Annotated in this window: 13 protein-coding genes and 1 pseudogene; 6 read left to right on the plus strand and 8 right to left on the minus strand. The window is 72.6% G+C overall.

The features are described from left to right. The first annotated feature begins 203 nt into the window (after window positions 1-203). Window positions 204-1325 (plus strand): ADP-ribosylglycohydrolase family protein, encoded by a 1122-nt coding sequence (locus GR130_RS03045; RefSeq protein WP_159503266.1) that lies wholly within the window; start codon window positions 204-206, stop codon window positions 1323-1325. Window positions 1326-1372: 47 nt separating this feature from the next. Here GR130_RS03045 and GR130_RS03050 read toward each other — a convergent pair whose 3' ends face one another. From GR130_RS03050 to GR130_RS03060, 3 genes are all read right to left on the minus strand, one after another. Then, on the minus strand, window positions 1373-2863 hold the full coding sequence (locus GR130_RS03050) for a sodium:solute symporter family protein (protein WP_159503267.1): 1491 nt from the start codon (window positions 2861-2863) through the stop codon (window positions 1373-1375). Window positions 2864-3230: 367 nt separating this feature from the next. Continuing rightward, entirely contained in the window at window positions 3231-4016 is a 786-nt protein-coding gene (locus GR130_RS03055) for an SDR family oxidoreductase (protein WP_159503268.1), read from the minus strand. A 204-nt stretch (window positions 4017-4220) separates the two neighbouring features. Then, a complete protein-coding gene (locus GR130_RS03060) occupies window positions 4221-5441 on the minus strand; it encodes an aminotransferase-like domain-containing protein (protein ID WP_159503269.1) in 1221 nt (406 codons plus the stop codon). A gap of 275 nt (window positions 5442-5716) precedes the next feature. Here GR130_RS03060 and GR130_RS41750 point away from each other — a divergent pair. Next, window positions 5717-6085, plus strand: a pseudogene (locus tag GR130_RS41750) (hypothetical protein); the annotation flags it as partial. Here the strand turns inward: GR130_RS41750 and GR130_RS03065 are convergent. The 3 genes from GR130_RS03065 to GR130_RS03075 form a co-directional block, all read right to left on the minus strand. Beyond that, complete coding sequence (locus tag GR130_RS03065; protein ID WP_159503270.1) at window positions 6015-6224, minus strand: DUF397 domain-containing protein; 210 nt, start codon at window positions 6222-6224, stop codon at window positions 6015-6017. The pseudogene GR130_RS41750 and the gene GR130_RS03065 overlap by 71 nt on opposite strands. Before the next feature lie 209 nt (window positions 6225-6433). Further along, window positions 6434-7300 (minus strand): helix-turn-helix domain-containing protein, encoded by an 867-nt coding sequence (locus tag GR130_RS03070; protein WP_159503271.1) that lies wholly within the window; start codon window positions 7298-7300, stop codon window positions 6434-6436. A 452-nt stretch (window positions 7301-7752) separates the two neighbouring features. Further along, window positions 7753-8526, minus strand: a complete 774-nt coding sequence (locus tag GR130_RS03075) for a GOLPH3/VPS74 family protein (protein WP_159503272.1) — start codon at window positions 8524-8526, stop codon at window positions 7753-7755. Between the two features lie 262 nt (window positions 8527-8788). Here GR130_RS03075 and GR130_RS03080 point away from each other — a divergent pair, with 262 nt between their 5' ends. Together GR130_RS03080 and GR130_RS03085 are read left to right on the plus strand one after the other, a co-directional pair. Continuing rightward, window positions 8789-11662, plus strand: a complete 2874-nt coding sequence (locus GR130_RS03080; protein WP_159503273.1) for a D-alanyl-D-alanine carboxypeptidase — start codon at window positions 8789-8791, stop codon at window positions 11660-11662. 200 nt (window positions 11663-11862) lie between these two features. Beyond that, the gene (locus GR130_RS03085) at window positions 11863-13416 is read left to right on the plus strand and encodes a glycosyltransferase family 39 protein (protein WP_236572748.1); all 1554 of its coding nucleotides are present in this window, start codon (window positions 11863-11865) and stop codon (window positions 13414-13416) included. Between the two features lie 179 nt (window positions 13417-13595). Here the strand turns inward: GR130_RS03085 and GR130_RS03090 are convergent, their stop codons facing one another. Both GR130_RS03090 and GR130_RS03095 read right to left on the minus strand, forming a co-directional pair. After that, complete coding sequence (locus tag GR130_RS03090) at window positions 13596-14333, minus strand: ArsR/SmtB family transcription factor (RefSeq protein ID WP_159503274.1); 738 nt, start codon at window positions 14331-14333, stop codon at window positions 13596-13598. Between the two features lie 201 nt (window positions 14334-14534). Then, entirely contained in the window at window positions 14535-14849 is a 315-nt protein-coding gene (locus tag GR130_RS03095; RefSeq protein WP_159503275.1) for a hypothetical protein, read from the minus strand. A gap of 345 nt (window positions 14850-15194) precedes the next feature. Here GR130_RS03095 and GR130_RS03100 point away from each other — a divergent pair, with 345 nt between their 5' ends. Continuing rightward, window positions 15195-15941, plus strand: a complete 747-nt coding sequence (locus GR130_RS03100) for a hypothetical protein (protein WP_236572751.1) — start codon at window positions 15195-15197, stop codon at window positions 15939-15941. Continuing rightward, a complete protein-coding gene (locus GR130_RS03105) occupies window positions 15938-17230 on the plus strand; it encodes a sensor histidine kinase (RefSeq protein WP_159503276.1) in 1293 nt (430 codons plus the stop codon). The genes GR130_RS03100 and GR130_RS03105 overlap by 4 nt, the downstream gene beginning before the upstream one ends. Window positions 17231-17240 lie beyond the last annotated feature (10 nt).

Consider the following 17240-nt stretch of genomic DNA (forward strand, 5'->3'; position numbering starts at 1 on the left):
AGCCGCTCGGGGAGTGACTGCTCACAATGCGAACCTGGCTCGCATTCGATCATTCCCGGTCGATTACAGTGCTGCGCCAGGGGCGCCGGCAAGGCCCCGGGACCTTGTGAGCGTCGGGAGGGCGCAGTGAGCGAGCGCAGTGAGCGAGCCCTGGAAAGGTGCGCGCCGCGCGTGTGCGAGGCCGAGCGCAGCGAGGTTTCGGCATGAGCGCAGCGGCAGGCAACACCGCTATCTGGGGCCGCGCCGAACAGCAGGACTTCCGTAGCCGGGTGCGCGGCTGTCTGCTGGGCGGTGCCATCGGCGATGCGCTCGGCGCGGGCATCGAATTCGACGCGCTCGACGCGATCCGCGAGGCGCACGGCCAGGAGGGTGTGACCGACTTCGTGCCCGCCTTCGGGCGGCGCGGTGCGGTCACCGACGACACCCAGATGACCCTGTTCACCGTGGACGGCCTGATACGCGCGCAGGTCCGCCGCGACACCGGGGCCTGGCACCCGCCCACCGACGTCCACCGCGCCTACCTCCGCTGGGCGGCCACCCAGCACGACTGGGGCCCCGACGAGCGCAAGGAGGAAGACGGCTGGCTGGCCCGCGAGGAGTGGCTCTACTCCCGCCGGGCCCCCGGCCGGGCCTGCCTCAGCGGCCTTGGCGACGATGTCATGGGCACCCTCGACAAGCCGAAGAACCCGGACTCCAAGGGGTGCGGCGCGGTGATGCGCTCCGCGCCGTTCGGCCTGCTGGTCGGCTGGGAGCCGCAGTTGGTCTTCCAACTCGCGGTCGAGTGCGCGGCGCAGACCCACGGCCACCCCACCGGCTATCTGGCGGCCGGCGCGTTCGCGGTGATCAGCCATTCCCTGGCCCGCGGTGAGGACCTGGACGGCGCCGTCCAGAAGGCACTGGCGCATCTGGCCACCCGGCCCGACCACGAGGAGACCACCGACGCCCTCAAGCGTGCGCTCGGCGCCGTACGGCAGGGCATGCCGACGGCCGCCCGGGTGGAGTCGCTGGGCGAGGGCTGGACCGCCGAGGAGGCGCTGGCCATCGGGGTGTACTGCGCGCTGGTCGCCGAGGACGTCCGGCACGGGCTGCTGCTCGCCGTCAACCACGGTGGCGACAGCGATTCGACCGGCGCCATCTGCGGCAACCTGCTGGGCACCCTGCACGGCGAGACCGCCCTGCCGCCCGTGTGGCTGGTCGAACTGGAGGGACGGGACACGATCTTGCAGCTCGCCGACGACTTCGCCCTGGAGATGACCCAGGGCCCCGCGTTGCACGGCCCCGCGGGCTCGTCACCGGGCTGGCTCGCCCGCTACCCGCGCGCCTGACCCTCAACGCCGGCGCCCAGGGCTGCCCGAGCCTGCGCAGGGCTGCCCTAAAAGCCCCCCGCTCCCCCCTCATTGATCCGCGCCAGTACCGCATCCCGCTCCGGGGTGGCCTCCGGCCTGACCAGGCCGATCGCCGCGAACAGCAGCAGCGATGTCGCCACCGGTGCCACGATCTGCACCTGCAACTGGACGCCGTCGATGCCGTAGTTGGTCAGCCAGAACGCGAACAGCCCGGCCGCCCAGGACACCAGCGCGGCCGTCGGCCCCGACCGGCGGAAGGCCGGCAGCGTGCCCAGCAGGAACGGGATCGAGATCGGCCCGACCAGCCCGGCGACCCACTTGATGACGACGGTGATGATGTCCTTGAACGTGGGCGAGTCGACCTGGGTCGCGATCGCCATCGACAGCGCGAGGAAGCCCACCGTCGACAGCCGGGCGGCCACCAGCCCCGTCCGGTGGGACCAGTCCCGGGCCCGTGCCGACAGCGCCGGCGCGATGTCCCGGGTGAAAACGGCGGAGACGGCGTTGGCGTCCGAGGAGCACATCGCCATCGTGTGGGAGAAGAAGCCGACGACGACCAGCCCCAACAGGCCGTGCGGCAGCAGCCGTTCGGTCAGCAGCGCGTACGAGTCCGAGGCGTCCGGCCTCCGCGCGGTGACGAGCAGCGGCGCGGCCCACATCGGGAAGAAGAGGACCACCGGCCAGACCAGCCACAGCGCCGCCGACAGCAGCGCCGAGCGGCGGGCTTCCCGGGCGTCGCGGGTGGCCATGTAGCGCTGTGCCTGGTTCCACATCCCGCCGCTGTACTCGAAGGTCTTGATGAAGAGATAGGCGAGCAGGAAGGCCAGGGTGTACGGGCCGGCGGTCGGCCGGGTGTGCCCGTCCGGCAACCGGTCCCAGACCGTCCACAGCCCGCCGAAGCCGCCCAGTTCGCCGAGCACCGTCACCAGCATCGCGATCCCGGCCACCAGTTGGATGACGAACTGCCCCAGTTCGGTCAGGGCGTCCGCCCACAGCCCGCCGACCGTGCAGTAGATACCGGTGATCACGCCCGTGAGGAGGATGCCCTGGTCGAGGGAGAGGCCGGTGAACACGGACAACAGGGTGGCGATAGCCGCCCACTTGGCGCCCACGTCCACGACCTTCAGCAGTACGCCCGACCAGGCGAGCGCCTGCTGCGTCGGCAGGTTGTAGCGGTTCTTGAGGTACTCCAGCGGCGAGGCGACCCCGAGGCGGGACCGCAGCCGGTTGAGCCGCCCCGCGAACAGCCGGGCCCCGATGGCGATTCCGACGGCGATGGGGAAGGCCCAGGTCACGTAGGAGGCGATGCCGTACTGGTAGGCGATGCCCGCGTAGCCGGTGAACATCACCGCGCTGTAGCCGGACATGTGGTGCGAGATGCCGGAGAGCCACCACGGCATCCTGCCGCCGGCGGTGAAGAAGTCGCCGACGTCGTCCACCCGCCGGTGCGACCATGCGCCGATCGCGATCATCACGCCGAAGTAGCCGATGAGCACGGCCCGGTCGAGACTGTTCATGCCCCCTCCAGGGGTCCGCCCTGTGAACGCTCCGGATGCGGAATCACTACGCCGTGACGCGGTCCTGCGGTGCCGAGTACCCGCTCGGAAGCAGGGAACTCCGGGGATTGAACCGTTCTACGAGCGTGCGGGTCAAGGGTGTTGGCGGTCATGGGTATGAACAGTGGTCAGCAAAGTGAACGTATGGAGTGGATGCGGCGCCGCTCCTCCCCTCCCCCTTCCCCTCCCCCTCCCCCTCCCCCTTCCCCTCCCTCTTCCTCGTCCGGCACGCGGAACGGCCGTACGGGCGGGTGCCCGTACGGCCGCGCGGCGCTCGTGGCGGGATGGGGTCGCTCCGGCCGCTGCCGATGGCGCGGCGCTCGCGGTGCTACCGCATCAGCTCCCCGGCGTTCACCAGCAGCGACTGCCCCGTGATGGCCCGCGCCCGGTCCGAGGCCAGGAAGACCGCCGCGTCCGCCACGTCCGTGTCCGTGGCCAGATCCGGCAACGCCATGCGCCCGGCGAGCCGCTCCAGCACCTCGGACTCCGGTACGCCTTCGGCCTGCGCCGTGAACCGTACGTACGCCTCCACCGGCGGGCCCCACATCCAGCCGGGCTGCACGGTGTTGACCCGTATCCGGTCCGGTCCCAGCTCGCGCGCCAGCGAGTACATCGCCGAGACCAGCCCGCCCTTGGACGCCGCATAGGCCGCCTGCCGCACCTGTGAGGGTGCGGCGACCGACGACTGGGTCCCGATCATCACCACCGAGCCCCCGCCGCGCGCCGTCATCGAGGGCAGGCAGGCGCGCGTCATCCGCAGTGTGCCGAAGAGGTTGACGTCCACGACCTGCTGCCAGGTGTCGAAGTCGGCGTCCCGAAGTCCGCCGAAGTGCGCGTCCAGCGCGGCGACATGGATCACCGCGTCGATCCCGCCGAACCGCTCCACGGCCAGCTCGGCCAGTGCCGTGCACTGTATCTCGTCGGTGATGTCCGTGGCCCGCCAGGCCGTCCGCTCGCCCGAAGGGTCGATCCGCGCCGCCGAGGAGGCGAGATTCTCCTCCGTGCGCGCGCCCAGGACGACGCGCGCCCCGTCGCGTGCGCAGGCCGCCGCGACCTGGTGGCCGAGTCCGGTGCCGACGCCGGAGATGATGACCGTCCTGTCGCGCAGCAGCATGCGGCCTCCCGCCGGTCCCGGTCGCCATGACCCGACATGACCCGTAGGGGGGCATGACCTGCATGGGGCATGACGCGCATGGGGCATGACGCGCAGGGGTCGGATCTGACGTACCGTCAGTAATGCTCGTGGGGCGCCAGGGTAGAGCCGTAGGGCGAGGAAGGCCAGGGTTCTTCACCGGCCCGTGCGGTCCGTGTGGTCCGCTCACCCCTCGGCGTGCGCCTCCGTCAGTGCCTTCCGCAGCCGGACCAGGCCCTCCGCGATCTCCTCCGGCGGGTGCGTCACGAACGACAACCGCATCGCCGCGGGGTCCGGCCGGCCCGCGAAGAACGGCGCCCCCGGAACGTACGCCACGTCGTGCCGCACCACCTTCGGCAGCAGCGCGGTCGCGTCGTACCCCGCCGGCAGCGTCGCCCACACGAACATCCCGCCCGCCGGACGGTTCCACCGCGAGCCCTCGGGGAGCGCCCCGGCCAGGCCGTCCACCAGCGCGTTGCGCCGCTCGCGGTAGGCGCCGCGGACCCGCACCAGGTGGGCGTCCAGGTCGGCGACGGCCAAGTACCGTGCCGCGGCGGCCTGGTCGACGGTCGAGGTGTGCAGGTCGGCGGCCTGCTTGGCGATCACGCAGGCGCGGCGCAGCACGGCCGGCGCCCGCAACGTGCCCAGCCGCAGTCCGGGCGCCATCACCTTGGAGAACGAGCCCAGCAGCGCGGTGCGGTCCTCGGCCCCAGGGAAGGACGCGATCCACGGCTGCGGCTCGCCCTCGAAGCGCAGCTCCCCGTACGGGTCGTCCTCGGCGATCCACAGTCCGCGCCGGGCGGCGACCTCCGCGACCGCGGCCCGGCGCTCGGCGGACAGGGTACGGCCGGTCGGGTTCTGGAACGTCGGGACGATATAGAGCAGTCGGGGCTTCTCGCGGGCGGCGATCTCGTCCAGCGCGGCCGGGTCGATGCCCTCGTCGTCGGTCGGCACCGGCACCACCCGGGCGCCCGCGAGCGAGAAGATCTGGAGTGCCGCCAGATAGCAGGGGTCCTCGACGAGCACCACGTCGCCCGGCTCCAGCAGCGCCGTGGCCAGCAGCGTCAGCCCCTGCTGGGAGCCGGTGGTGATCAGCAGGTCGTCCGGGGCGGTGGGCAGTCCGCGGGTGGTGCTGCGCGCCGCGACGGCCGCCCGCAGATCGGGGTCGCCTTCGCTGGGTGAGTACTGGAGGGCGCGCCGCGGCGCCTCGGTCAGCACCTGCCGGAACGCGGTGGCTATCCCCTCGGCGTCGAAGAGTTCGGGTGCGGGTAGTCCGCCGGCGAACGAGATGACCTCGGGGCGGGAGGTGAGTGCCAGGATGTCGCGTACGGGCGAGCTGCCGGTCCGCGCCGCGCGCGCGGCCAGCTCGGGAACGGGGGCGGTGCGGTCCAGGGGCGAGTCCGGCATGGCAGCTCCAATCGCTCGTGATCTGCGTTAACCGTCGTTAGCTGCAGAGGGCATGAAGACTATGCCGATTTCCGGCCGCTGTGCAGTGCTGCCCGCATGCTGGGCCCTCGCCCGCGCGCCTGTCCCCACCCACTGTCCACCCTCACTCGCACGTCTGCCGTCGACCGCGCTCCTGCCCCCTCCCGCCACCGGAACCTTCCCGCCACCGGACTCCCCACCCCGTCGCCCCTCTCCCTTTCTGACGCTACGTCAACTACACCTGTGCCCGAGCGGGCGCCGAAGTCCTGGAGTGGCTGCGCTCCCGCCGCCTTCCGCGCCGCCTGGCGGGCTCGCCGTCGGCGCTGGTCACCGTCTTCCGGTCGACCCCGCTGCCCGCGGACCGGATGGCGTACGTTCGGCAGGTCGAGGGCGTCGGCACCCGGCTGCCCCTGTGGCCGAACTCCGTTGGCCGGAAGCGGAGATCGCGTTTCGTGTGCGGACATGGCCGAACCCCCTCGGCCGGGACGGCGATCCAGTCGAGAGGGCTCGTGTCTGCGGTGAGGTCACACGGACTGTGGTCGGTGACGGCTCAGATCAGGACAGGTCGAACGCGTGACCGGCGACGTCCGACACGAAGCTGCCCCAGGAGGCGTTGCCGAACGTGAGACGCGGACCCTCGGGGTCCTTGGAGTCACGCACCGCGATCGCCGCGGTGGTCGGTACGGCGATCTCCACGCAGGCGCCGTTGCCGCCGGAGTACGAGGACTTGGTCCAGGAGAACGCGGAATTGGGCTGAACGGCCATTTTCACTCCAACTTACTCTGAGTTACCGCGGATTCGGTGAGACCGACGCTACGCGCCAACATCACGAGCCGCAGAGGCCGTTCACCCGTCCGAATGGCATATTCCGTGATCGCTTTTCACGGATGGCAGCCCGGGTGTACCGTGCGGTCCCTTTCGGCGGAATTCAACATTCCGCGTTCCCGGGACTGTCCGGACCTGCTCCCTCGTCCTCAACTCATCGCATCCGCATGCCTTTTCGCCGCCTCCGCGATGAACTCCCGGCTGGCGTCCGCACTCAACGCCTGTGCCCGCAGATGCTCGTACATGATGGTGTATTTGTGCACATCGTTGGTTTTCTCCAGATAGAGATCGCTGGTGACACCCTCGATGTAGACCACACTCGAATCGGCGGCGTCGTCGAATTCCAGGATCGAGAACGTCCCCGACATCCCGGCGTGCGCACCGGTTTCGTACGGCAGCACCTGCACCGTCACATGCGGAAGCCTGCTCACCTCGACGAGCTGCTCCAGTTGCTCGCGCATGACCAGGTGGCTGCCGACCACCCGCCGCAGCGCGCTCTCGTCCAGCACCACCCACAGCCGCAGCGGGCGGTCCGTGTCGTTGACCCGCTCCTGACGCCGCATCCGCACCTGGATGCGCTTCTCCAGGTCGTCCGGCGCCAGCTCCGGGACCGCGCCGGGAATGACCGCCTCGGCATAACCGGGGGTCTGGAGCAGTCCGGGCACCAGCAACGACTCGTACGTCCGCAGCGACGCCGCCTCGGTCTCCAGGCCGATGTAGACGCTGTACGGGATGTCGCCGAACGCGTGCCACCAGCCCTGCTGCCGGGAGTCCTTCGCCATCTGCATCAGCGAATCCACTATCCGGTGGTCCTCGACCTCGTAGACCCCGCACAGGTCGCGGACATCGCGCTGGCTGATGCTGCGGCGGCCGTTCTCCAGCCGACTGATCTTCGACTGGGAGACCAGCAGCCGCTCGGCCACCTCCTCCGCCGTCAGGCCCTTGGCCTCCCGGAGCCTGCGCAGCTCCTGGCCCAAGCGGCGTCGCCTGACGGTGGGATTGACGTTGGACGCCACGGGACGTGCACCTCCGGGTCCGTACTGCTGTCATTTCCTCTTGAGCAGACTGCCACTTCATGTGGACGCCGCGCAGTCAATTGACCACAGTAGGCGAGCGGACATGCGCACGGGGTGGCGGACCGGCCGTCGTCCGAACGGCTCGGCCCGCCACCCCGCTCTCTTGCCGCGGCTCCCGAACAGGCCGGGGACGGTGGTGCCGGTGCTGCCCGATGGTGCGGGTGCTGCGCCGGGGCGCGATGGTGCGATGACGCGGCCGCGAGGGTGCGACCACGGTGATGCGATGACGCGACGGTGCGCGGTGGTACCCGGCGGTCCACGCCGTGGCCCGGCGTGGCGCGTACGGCCGTGGTGTACGGCCTCGTACGCGATCACCGGGCGCCTGCCGTACGGCGCGCACCCACCGGGCGGGCGCTCGGGGGCGTCCTGCGCGCCCTACGGCGCCGACCGCATCAGCGGGCGCCTACCCGGGCCATGCTGCCGTGGCCGTGGCGCCGTGACTGCACCGGCACACCGGCCGTCTCGGTCGCGGCCCGAGCCGCCGGCTGCCGGGCACCCGGGCCGCTGCCCGGTCCCGCGCCCGCGGCCCGCCGGGGCTGCGCCGCCGCGCCGTTCTGCACATCCATGACGGCGTGCGCGACCAGTCCGCCCATCGGGTCGTGGCGGATCAGATCCCGGAGACGGGAGCGCGATGACCGCCCCTCGTTCCCTGGATAGAGGTGCTTGCCGAGACCGACCGCGTGGGCCAGCGCGGCGAGCGCCGCGGTCCGCGGGTCCGGTGGTACGCCGGTGCGGATCGCGTTGTCCAGCCGGGCCCTGATCTCCCGGCTGATGGCCGTCTCGGTCGCTTGGTAGCGCGTCGTCGGCAGCACCCCGCACATCTGACCCGCCACGGCATGCACCATGCCGCACCGTTCCAGATGCGTGAGATACGTCTGGCGCAGCCCCAGCCGGGGCCCGCCGATCCAGTGGACTGCGCGCACCGGACTGCCGCGTCGGCGCAGCAGTTCGAGCGCGGAGTCCAGAGTCGGATCTCCTGTCGGCCGTGCCATCACCACGGCGATACGATCCCCGTCTGGGGCTATCCGTCCTGCCAGAGCCAGCTCTACTAGCTGGGCCCCGGCCAGGCCGAGGTCGAGCGACTGCGGCTGCGCTGTGGTGCCCGTGGCCGGGTCCAAAGCCAGCAGCAGAAGCTCCTCCGGAATTGTTCTGCGGCTCCTGCCCATCCATGCCTCCCCGCGTGGATGAATGACAGGGTGACCCCTCTCACATTCATCTGTCGAGGGTGCGTGGGGGGTTCGGTAGGGAACCGGTAGGTATGTCGTTCTCGTCTAGCACGTCGGCAACATCTTCCGCGGGGTGCGGCGTGTACCGGTTCGCGTGGCGGTGGGATGACGCCGTTGGGACACAGGACACTTGGGAACACTGGTGCCGGTTGGTACCAGTTGGCGCCAGGTAGGGCAGTGCGACGTAGTGAAGGAGACATCGGTGGCGGGCGAGTCCCCCGACAAGTCGGACAAGAAGTCGGACAAGGAGCAGTCGTCGGGGGAGACGGCGCGCACCGAACGCGATCCGCGGCTGTCCGTTCGCCGCAAGGGCCGGGACGGGACGGCGGAGCCGGCCGGGGCGGACGGGGATGCGGACGCGGAGCCGGCGGCGGACGCGGATGCGGATGCGGTGGACGCTTCGGACGCGGAGCCGGCGGCGCCGTCGAAGCCGGGGTCGAAGTCGGGCTCGGGGTCCGAGTCGAAGTCGGGGGCCGGGAAGGGCTCGGCGGGCTCGAAGGGTTCCAAGGACTCCAAGGACTCCAAGGGGGCGGCGGGCGCGAAGGGCTCGGGTGCGGGCGCGGGGCGTACGCCGGAGTCCGCGAAGGAGCCTGAGGCGCCTCAGGAGGCCGCGGAGGGCGACGCCGGGGCCTCGGGCGGCGACGACCGTCTGCGGGCCGCTGTGGCCGCCTGGGTCGCGCGTACGGACGATGTAGAGGCCACGGACACGTCCACGGACACCGCCGCGGACGACGCCGATGCCGCGGACACCGCCGCGGACGTGGACGGTGCCGCGGGTGCCGGGCCGGCGAAGGTCACCGAGTCGGCCGCGAAGTCCGGTGTGAAGTCCGGTGCGGGTGTGAAGGGGGAGGCGTCCGGGGGCGGGAAGGAGGCCGCGTCCGAAAGTGGGTCGGCGGCCGGTGCCGGTGCCGGGGCTGCCGCCGCGTCGGATTCCCCCGCCGTCGACCAGGCGACCGCCGTCTTCAAGACGGCGGGCTTGAAGAGGGGCGAGGCCGGGAACGCCGACGAGGCGCCGGCCGACGACGCCACGCGAGTGTTTGCCATCGCGAAGTTGAAGGAGGGGGAGGTGAAGGGCGAGAGCGCGGCGGAGGAACGTCCCGTCGACAGCCCGACCACCACCTTCAAGATCGACAAGGGTGCCGCGAGGAAGGCCGAAGAGGCCGACGCGAAGGCGAACGGCGAGGAGAAGGCGCGCGCCGACGCCAAGGCGAAGGGCGACGCGAAGGCCGGGGACGGTGCCAAGGCCGGGGACGAGGACGAGCGGGACGCCGAGCGGACCAGCCAGTTCGTGGCGCTGAAGTCGACGGACGGCGGCGCGGCGGAGCGGTCGATCGGGAAGACCGCGCCCAAGACCCCGGCGCGTACGGCCGGCAAGGCGGCCGAGGCCGTCGACAAGAGCGAGAAGACCAACAAGACCGACAAGACGGAGAAGACCGACAAGAGCGAGAGCGAGAAGAGCGACAAGGGCGCGTCGGCTGCCGCGGCTGACGCGGCCGACGCGGGCAAGGGCAAGGCCGACGGCGGCACGTCGACGGCCGGCGCGCCGGCGAAGGCTCCCGAGAAGGCTCCCGAGAAGGCTCCCGAGAAGGCACCGGGCGCGGCGCCCGGGGCGCTGCCGGCCGCTGTGCCGGCCAAGCCCGCGGGGAAGCCGGCCGTCGTGCCGCCGGCCGCGGATTCCGCCACCGCGTCCGGCTCCAAGGCCGGTTCCGCGACGGAGTCTGCTGCCGAGTCCGCTGGCGAGTCCGCCGCCGAGTCGGAGTCCGAGCGGACCCGGCAGGAGCCGCTGCCGCCGCTGGACCTGCTGGCGAAGCTCACCAACACCCCGCCGCCGCCCGAGACTCCGCTGCGCACCATCGTCCGGCGGTTCAAGATCTGGACCCCGCTGGTCGTGCTGCTGGGGATCATCTTCGTGATCGTCCAGTCGGTGCGGCCGCTGCCCGGCCCGACGCTGGCGGTCGGTTCGTCGACCGCTTTCACGTTCCAGGGCGGCAAGCTCTCGATGCCGTGGCCCGACCAGGGCCAGGCCGCGGCCGAGGTCGTCGGCGTGGGCAGCCTGGGTACGTCCGGCCAGGCCAAGCCGGTGCCGACGGCGAGCGTCGCCAAGGTGATGACCGCGTACGTGATCCTGCGCGACCACCCGCTGAAGAAGGGGGAGAAGGGGGAGACGATCACCATCGACCCGCAGGGGGAGGCCGACTCGCACAAGCAGGACGAGTCGCGGGTGCCGCTCAAGGCGGGGCAGACGTTCAACGAGTACCAGATGCTCCAGATGCTGATGATCCCGTCGGGCAACAACGTGGCGCGCCAGCTGGCCCGTTGGGACTCCGGGTCCGAGGACGCGTTCACGAAGAAGATGAACGCCGCCGCCAAGGACCTGGGCATGACCCAGACCACGTACACCGACCCCAGCGGTCTCGACAAGACGACCGTCAGCACCGCCGTCGACCAGCTCAAGCTCGCCGAGGCGGTGATGAAGAACGACGCCTTCCGCGCGGTCGTCACCACCGAGAACGTCAAGATCGACGGTCTGCCGGACAAGATCTACAACAACAACAGCCTGCTGACGACGATGGCGGGCGTGGTCCGCGGCATCAAGACCGGCTCCAGCTCGCCGGCCGGCGGCACCTTCATGTGGGCCGCGTACCGCACCGTCGGCGGCAAGGACCAGCTGCTGCTCGGTGTGACGATGGACCAGCACGCCCGCGGCACCGACCCCAACGCCCACCTCCAACTGGCCCTGGACAACAGCCAGAAGGTGATCGGCGCGGCCAAGGACGCGCTGTCCTCCGCCACCGTGGTGAAGAAGGGGCAGGTCGTCGGCTACGTGGACGACGGGCTCGACGGCCAGACGCCGGTGGTCGCCACCAAGGACCTGACGGCGGTCGGCTGGCCCGGGATGAAGGCGACGTTCTCGATCGCCAACGGCGGCAAGGCCGTACCGCACACGGCGAAGGCCGGCACGGTCGTCGGCGAGCTGACCGTCGGCAACGGCGCGAGCCAGCAGAAGGTCCCGGTGGCACTGCAATCGGACCTGGCCGAGCCGACGTTCGGGGCGAAGCTGACCCGGCTGGGGTGAGGCACGGGAGCCGGGCGGCCGTCGCGGCGGTCGCCCGGCTCCCGGCCGCCGGACCACCTCCGCACCCGCCCGTACCGCTCCGCCCGTACCGCCCCTCCGTCCCCTCGTGACCGGAGCCCGTCATCGACGCAGCGCAAGCGCACAAGACGTACCAGGCGTCCGCTTCCGCATCCGCCGCGTCCACCACCGCGGCCTGGGCGGTGCGCAGCGCGGTGGTGCTGGCGCCCGCGGGGCTGATGCTGTTCCTGGGGGCGTGGGGGATCCGCCGGCAGGACGCCATCTGGCGCGACGAGGCGGTCACTTACGACATGGCGCACCGCAGCCTGTCCGATCTGTGGCTGACGCTGCTCCACGTCGATGTCGTGCACGGCCTGTACTACGCGCTGATGCACGTCTGGTTCGTCGTCTACGACGCCACCCTCGGCAGCACCCTCGGCGCGGTGATCGGCCTGCGGCTGCCGTCGGTCGTGGCGATGACGGCCGCCGCGGCGGGGATCGCGCTGCTGGGGGAGCGCCTGGTCGGGCGGCGGGCGGGACTGTTCGCGGGGCTCGCCTTCGCGCTGATCCCGGTCGTGCAGCAGTACGCGCAGGAGGGGCGCTCCTACGCGACGATCTGTGCGGCGGTCGTCTGGGCCACGTATCTGCTGGTGCTCGCCGCCGCCCACCCGCGCCGCCAGTTGTGGTGGGGCTATACCGCGCTGATGCTGTTCGCCTGCCTGCTGCACGAGTTCGCGGCGCTGGCGCTGCCCGCACACGGTGCCGCCGTCATACTGGCCCGGCTGCCCCGCCGCGTGCTGCGTGCCTGGGCGCTGTCGGCGGTCGCCGTCCTCGCCGGACTCGCCCCGCTCGCGGTGTTCAGCACCCGGCAGTCGGCCCAGATCAGCTGGCTCATGTGGCCGGACCCGCTGCAACTCCTGACGTTCGCGGTCCTCGCGGTCCTCGGCTCCGGCTGCGCCCGCGTCCCCATACGCTCCCGCGGTCCGGTCGGGCTGCGCGCCGTCGGCATCCCGCTGCTGATCCTGCCCACCCTCCTCCTGCTCCTCCTCTCCCACGTCGAACCCGCCTACGTGGACCGCTACGTCCTCTACTACGTGGCGGGCTTCGCGCTGGTCGCGGGCGCCGCGCTGGCCCGGCTGCTGCGGCCGGCGGGCGAACGGGGCCAGACCCGCGGCCGGTTGCTGCGGCGGGTGCTGGCCCTGTCGCTGGCGCTGGCCGCGCTGCTGCCCGTGGACGTCCATCTGCGCAGCCCGGACAGCCGGGTCGACGACGCCACCGCCGTCGCCCAGGCGGTGCGCGAGGTGTCCGAGCCGGGCGACGGGCTCCTCTTCATGCCGTCCCGCCGCCGCGTCTGGATGGCGACCCGGCCGCACGACTTCCGCGGTCTGGACGATCTCGCGCTGGCCAAGAGCCCGGTGGCGTCCCACACCCTCTACGGGACGGAGCTCTCCGGCGACCAGATCCGCGACCGGATGCTGGCCAGCCGCCGGATCGTCGTGGCGGGCGACCCGTCCGGGCAGCCGGTCGACGACAACGACCAGGAGATCGCCAAACGGGCCACGCTGCGTGGGGAGTTCATGGTGTGCGGCAGCACGGAGGTGCGCGGCGCCCGGATAACGGTCTATGCGCGGGCCGGCGACGGGGGCGGCTGCCGCGACGGGGCGGGCGCGGTCCGGCAGCCCCCCGGCGGCCCGCGGATAGACCGTTATCCGGGCGCCGCCTCGACCCGGCCCTGTCCCGATGCGGCCCTGTCCTGACGCGGCCCTGTCCCGATCTGGCCCCGGGCCCCGCAGCGCGCGGTACCGCGTCGGTCGGCCCCCCGGACCGCCGCCGCCCGGCGCACCGGGCGCACCGGGCGCACCACGTTCGTACCGTCCCCCCGCGTCCTGGCGGTGGCCACGCGGCTTCGGCCCGACGACGCGGCGCATGGCCCCCGTTACACCAGCCCCGCCGCCGCCCCGTCGATCCCCAGCAACTCCTTGAGCGCCCGCGCGCCGGCCGGGGTGAGGCGTACCGCGCGCCCGCTGCCGATCCGGCGGATCCAGCGGCGCTCCAGCAGCCGCTCGCAGAGCCGGGCGCCGGCGGTGCCCGCGAGGTGCTGCCGGCGTTCGGTCCAGTCCAGGCAGCCGCGGGCCTGCGGGCGTCGTTCGCCGCGCAGCACCGCGGGCGGAATCCCCAGCGCCTCGGCGAACCACGCCCGGCCGTCGTCGGTGAGCGCGAAGCCACCGTCCTGGTCGAGCAGCCCGCGGCCGGTCATCGCATCGGTGATCGTGACGCCGAGGCGGCCGGCGAGGTGGTCGTAGCAGGTGCGGCCGCGGGCGAGCGCGGTGGTCGTGCTGGCCGCCCGCAGGCCGCGCGGTGCGGCGGCGGGCGGGCCGAGCCGGGCGGTGAGCGATTCCAGCAGCTCGGCGACGCCGGGGCCGGCGAGCTGCACGTAGCGGTGCCGGCCCTGTCGCCGCTCGACGAGCAGCCCGCCGTCGGTCAGCCGGGTCAGATGCTCGCTCGCGGTCGACGGCGCGACCTGCGCGTACGCGGCGAGTTCACCGGCGGTCCAGGCCCGTCCGTCGAGCAGCGCCAGGCAGAACGCGGCGCGGGTGCGGTCCGCCAGCAGCGCCGCCAGCCGAGCCAGCTCGGAACTGTAGTCGGGAGACGGCGAAGGTGTCGGGGACGTCATGCGTCCATTCTCCGCCGCGACATTTCGGCCGCTACCGATACGTCGTCGCAGCCGGATGCCGGATGCCGGATGGGCGGGGTGGCTGGGGCCGGGCGGCCCCGGTGCACCGGGCGCGCCGTCTGACGGGAGCCCTTGCCGTCCTGACGGGAGCCCTTGCCGTCCTGGCCGGAAGCGCGCCGTCCTAGCGGGAGGTGCGCCGTCCTAGCGGGAGGTGCGCTGCGCGCCGCCGGTGGCGTGCGCCGGCTGCGGGGTGTCGTGGCTGCTGCGTCGGCGCACCGCGAAGGCGACGCCCGCCGCGCCCAGCACGCCCGCGCCGCCGATGAGGCCGGCCTTCGGCAGCTGCCCGGCCTTCTCCGCGATGCCGGCCAGCCCCTCGTCGGGGAGCAGGATCGCCGTCCGGCTGCCCGCGGGCACGCTGGACTCGGCGAAGGCGGCGCCCGCGGGAAGCAGCAGGGCGGCCAGCGCGCCGGTCGCGACGGTGGCGGTACGGATCACGGAGCGGCGCTGAGCCCGCATGGCTACTCCTCGTCGTGGACGGCCGGTGCCGTCCTGGGGTGAGGTACGGGCAGCACGCTACGGAGCGTCCATAACGACGATCCATACGTTGTGTAACAGTCACCCCCACCATCTCCGGTCAGTCGTGAAACGGAGCGGCCGGCGGCGTCCGCCGGGAGGACGGGCGGAACGGCTGTCCGGCAGCCGCCGGAACGGCCGTCCTGAAGATTCCTCACCGCGCCACCTTGGGTAGCTTGGTCAAGCTATGCCCGCAATAGCGACCTTTGTGGGTATTGGTGCGGATGCGGCGGGCGCGCTTCGTCCGCCGGCGAACGGCACACGGCGGGCGAAGGCGGTGACAACGGCATGCGGCACCGACGACGCCCGGCGGGCCCGACGCCGACCACCCGCACCACCGTGGCCGCCCTGGCCCTGGCCCTCGTCCCCCTCGCCGGCTGCGCGAGCCCCGAGGGCCTGAAGAACGACGGGCCGGCGCGCAGCGTGCACGCCCCCCAGGAACTCTGGCCGCGGTACACCCCCGCACCCCTCCGCGAGAGCGACAACCCCGCCGCCCTCAAACCCCTCCCCGGCGTCCCGCACGTCCCAGGCGGCGACATGACCCACGTCGACCCGCTCGCCGTCCTCGACGCCGACTACACCTCCGACGGCGACCGCGCGCCCGCGCCCCGCTCCGTACGCCGCCCCGAGCTGCACGACCTCACCGACGACGGCAAGCCCGACCTGATCGCCGTCGTCGATGTCGACCGCCGCACCAGCGACCTGCGCGTCTACACCGTCCGGAACGCGGTCGTCACCCGGATCCTCGCGCTGCGCGGCGTCCTCGCCGGCGTCGAACTCGCGGCCGGCCATCTCGCGGTCCGCGAACCGACCAAGGACCCGCGCTACGTCAGCGTCACCGACTACGTCTGGGACGGCCACTCCATGGGCCTGTGGGACCTCACCCTCGACCTCGCCCACAAGCCGAAGCCGTCGCCCGGCGCGCCCTCGCCCGGCGTCCCCTCGCCCGCCCCCACCAGCACGCCCCCGTCCCCGACGAGCATCAGCCGGCGCGCCCCGTGGGCCGTCCCCGGTCCGCCCGGGACCCCGCCATGAGGCGGCCCCGCCCCGCCGTCTCCCTCCGCTGGAAGATCGCGCTGACCGTGACGGCGGTGTGCTGCGCGGTCGCCGCGGTCCTCGGCGTGCTCGTGCACAACGCGGTGGCCCGGCAGACCGTCGGCGAGGTCCGCAAGGAGACCCGCGCGGACCTCGACACCGCGCTGGACCTCTTCGAGTACGGCACCTCCCGCGAGGGCATCAACTCCGTTCTGGACTCGCCGGAACTCCCCGAAGAACTGAAGAAGTTGGTGCGCCGCGGCCGACGCGGCAGCATGGTCGGCAGCTATCGCGGACAGCCGGTGATGTGGGCCGCGGCGCCCGCCGGCAACCAGATCATGGCCGTCTGGTCGCCCTACGGGAACACCCGCCGCACCCTGGAGAAGTTCGACACCGCCATCCTCGGCTCGGCCGTGCTCGCCGCCACCGCCGTCGCCCTCGCCGGCCTCTTCCTCGCCCGGCGCATCAGCCGCCGGCTGACCACCACCGCGGCCGTCGCGCGCCGCATCACCGCCGGTGACCTGGACGCGCGGGTCGGCGACGTCGCGGGTCGGTGGCCGCGCGGCGGCCCGTCGGCGTATGACGAGGTGGCGGCGGTGGCGGCGGCCCTGGACTCCGTGGCCGGCTCCCTGCAGGGCCGCCTCCAGGCCGAGCAGCGCTTCACCGCCGACGTCGCCCACGAACTGCGCACCCCGCTCACCGGCATCCTCGCCTCCGCCGCGCTCCTCCCGGAGGGCCGCCCCAAGGAGATGATCAACGACCGGCTGCACGCCCTGCACCGGCTCACCGAGGACCTGCTGGAGATCTCCCGGCTCGACTCCGGCGCCGAACACGCCGACCTCGCCGCCTGCGCACTCGGCCCGCTCGTCACCCGCTCCGTACGCGCCACCGGCCTCGACATCGAGGTACGCATCCTCGCCGACACCGTCGTCGAAACGGACCGGCGCCGCCTGGACCGCATCCTCGCCAACCTCGTCATCAACGCGCACCGGCACGGCCGGCCCCCGGTCGCGGTGACCGTGGACGCCCTGCCCGGCGGCATCCCCACCATCGAGGTGCGCGACCACGGCCCCGGCTATCCCGCGGACCTGCTGCACCACGGCCCGCAGCGCTTCCGCACCGACGCCCCGGGCCGCGGCCGAGGCCACGGTCTGGGCCTGACCATCGCCGTGGGACAGGCCGCCGTCCTCGGCATCGGCCTCTACTTCACCAACGCCCCCGACGGCGGCGCCCGCGCCCTCCTCAGCTTCCCGCCTCACCCCCCGGACCGCACCACCGCCACCCCCTGAGCCCACCGAA

The organism is Streptomyces sp. GS7 (genome assembly GCF_009834125.1).
Lineage (GTDB): Bacteria > Actinomycetota > Actinomycetes > Streptomycetales > Streptomycetaceae > Streptomyces.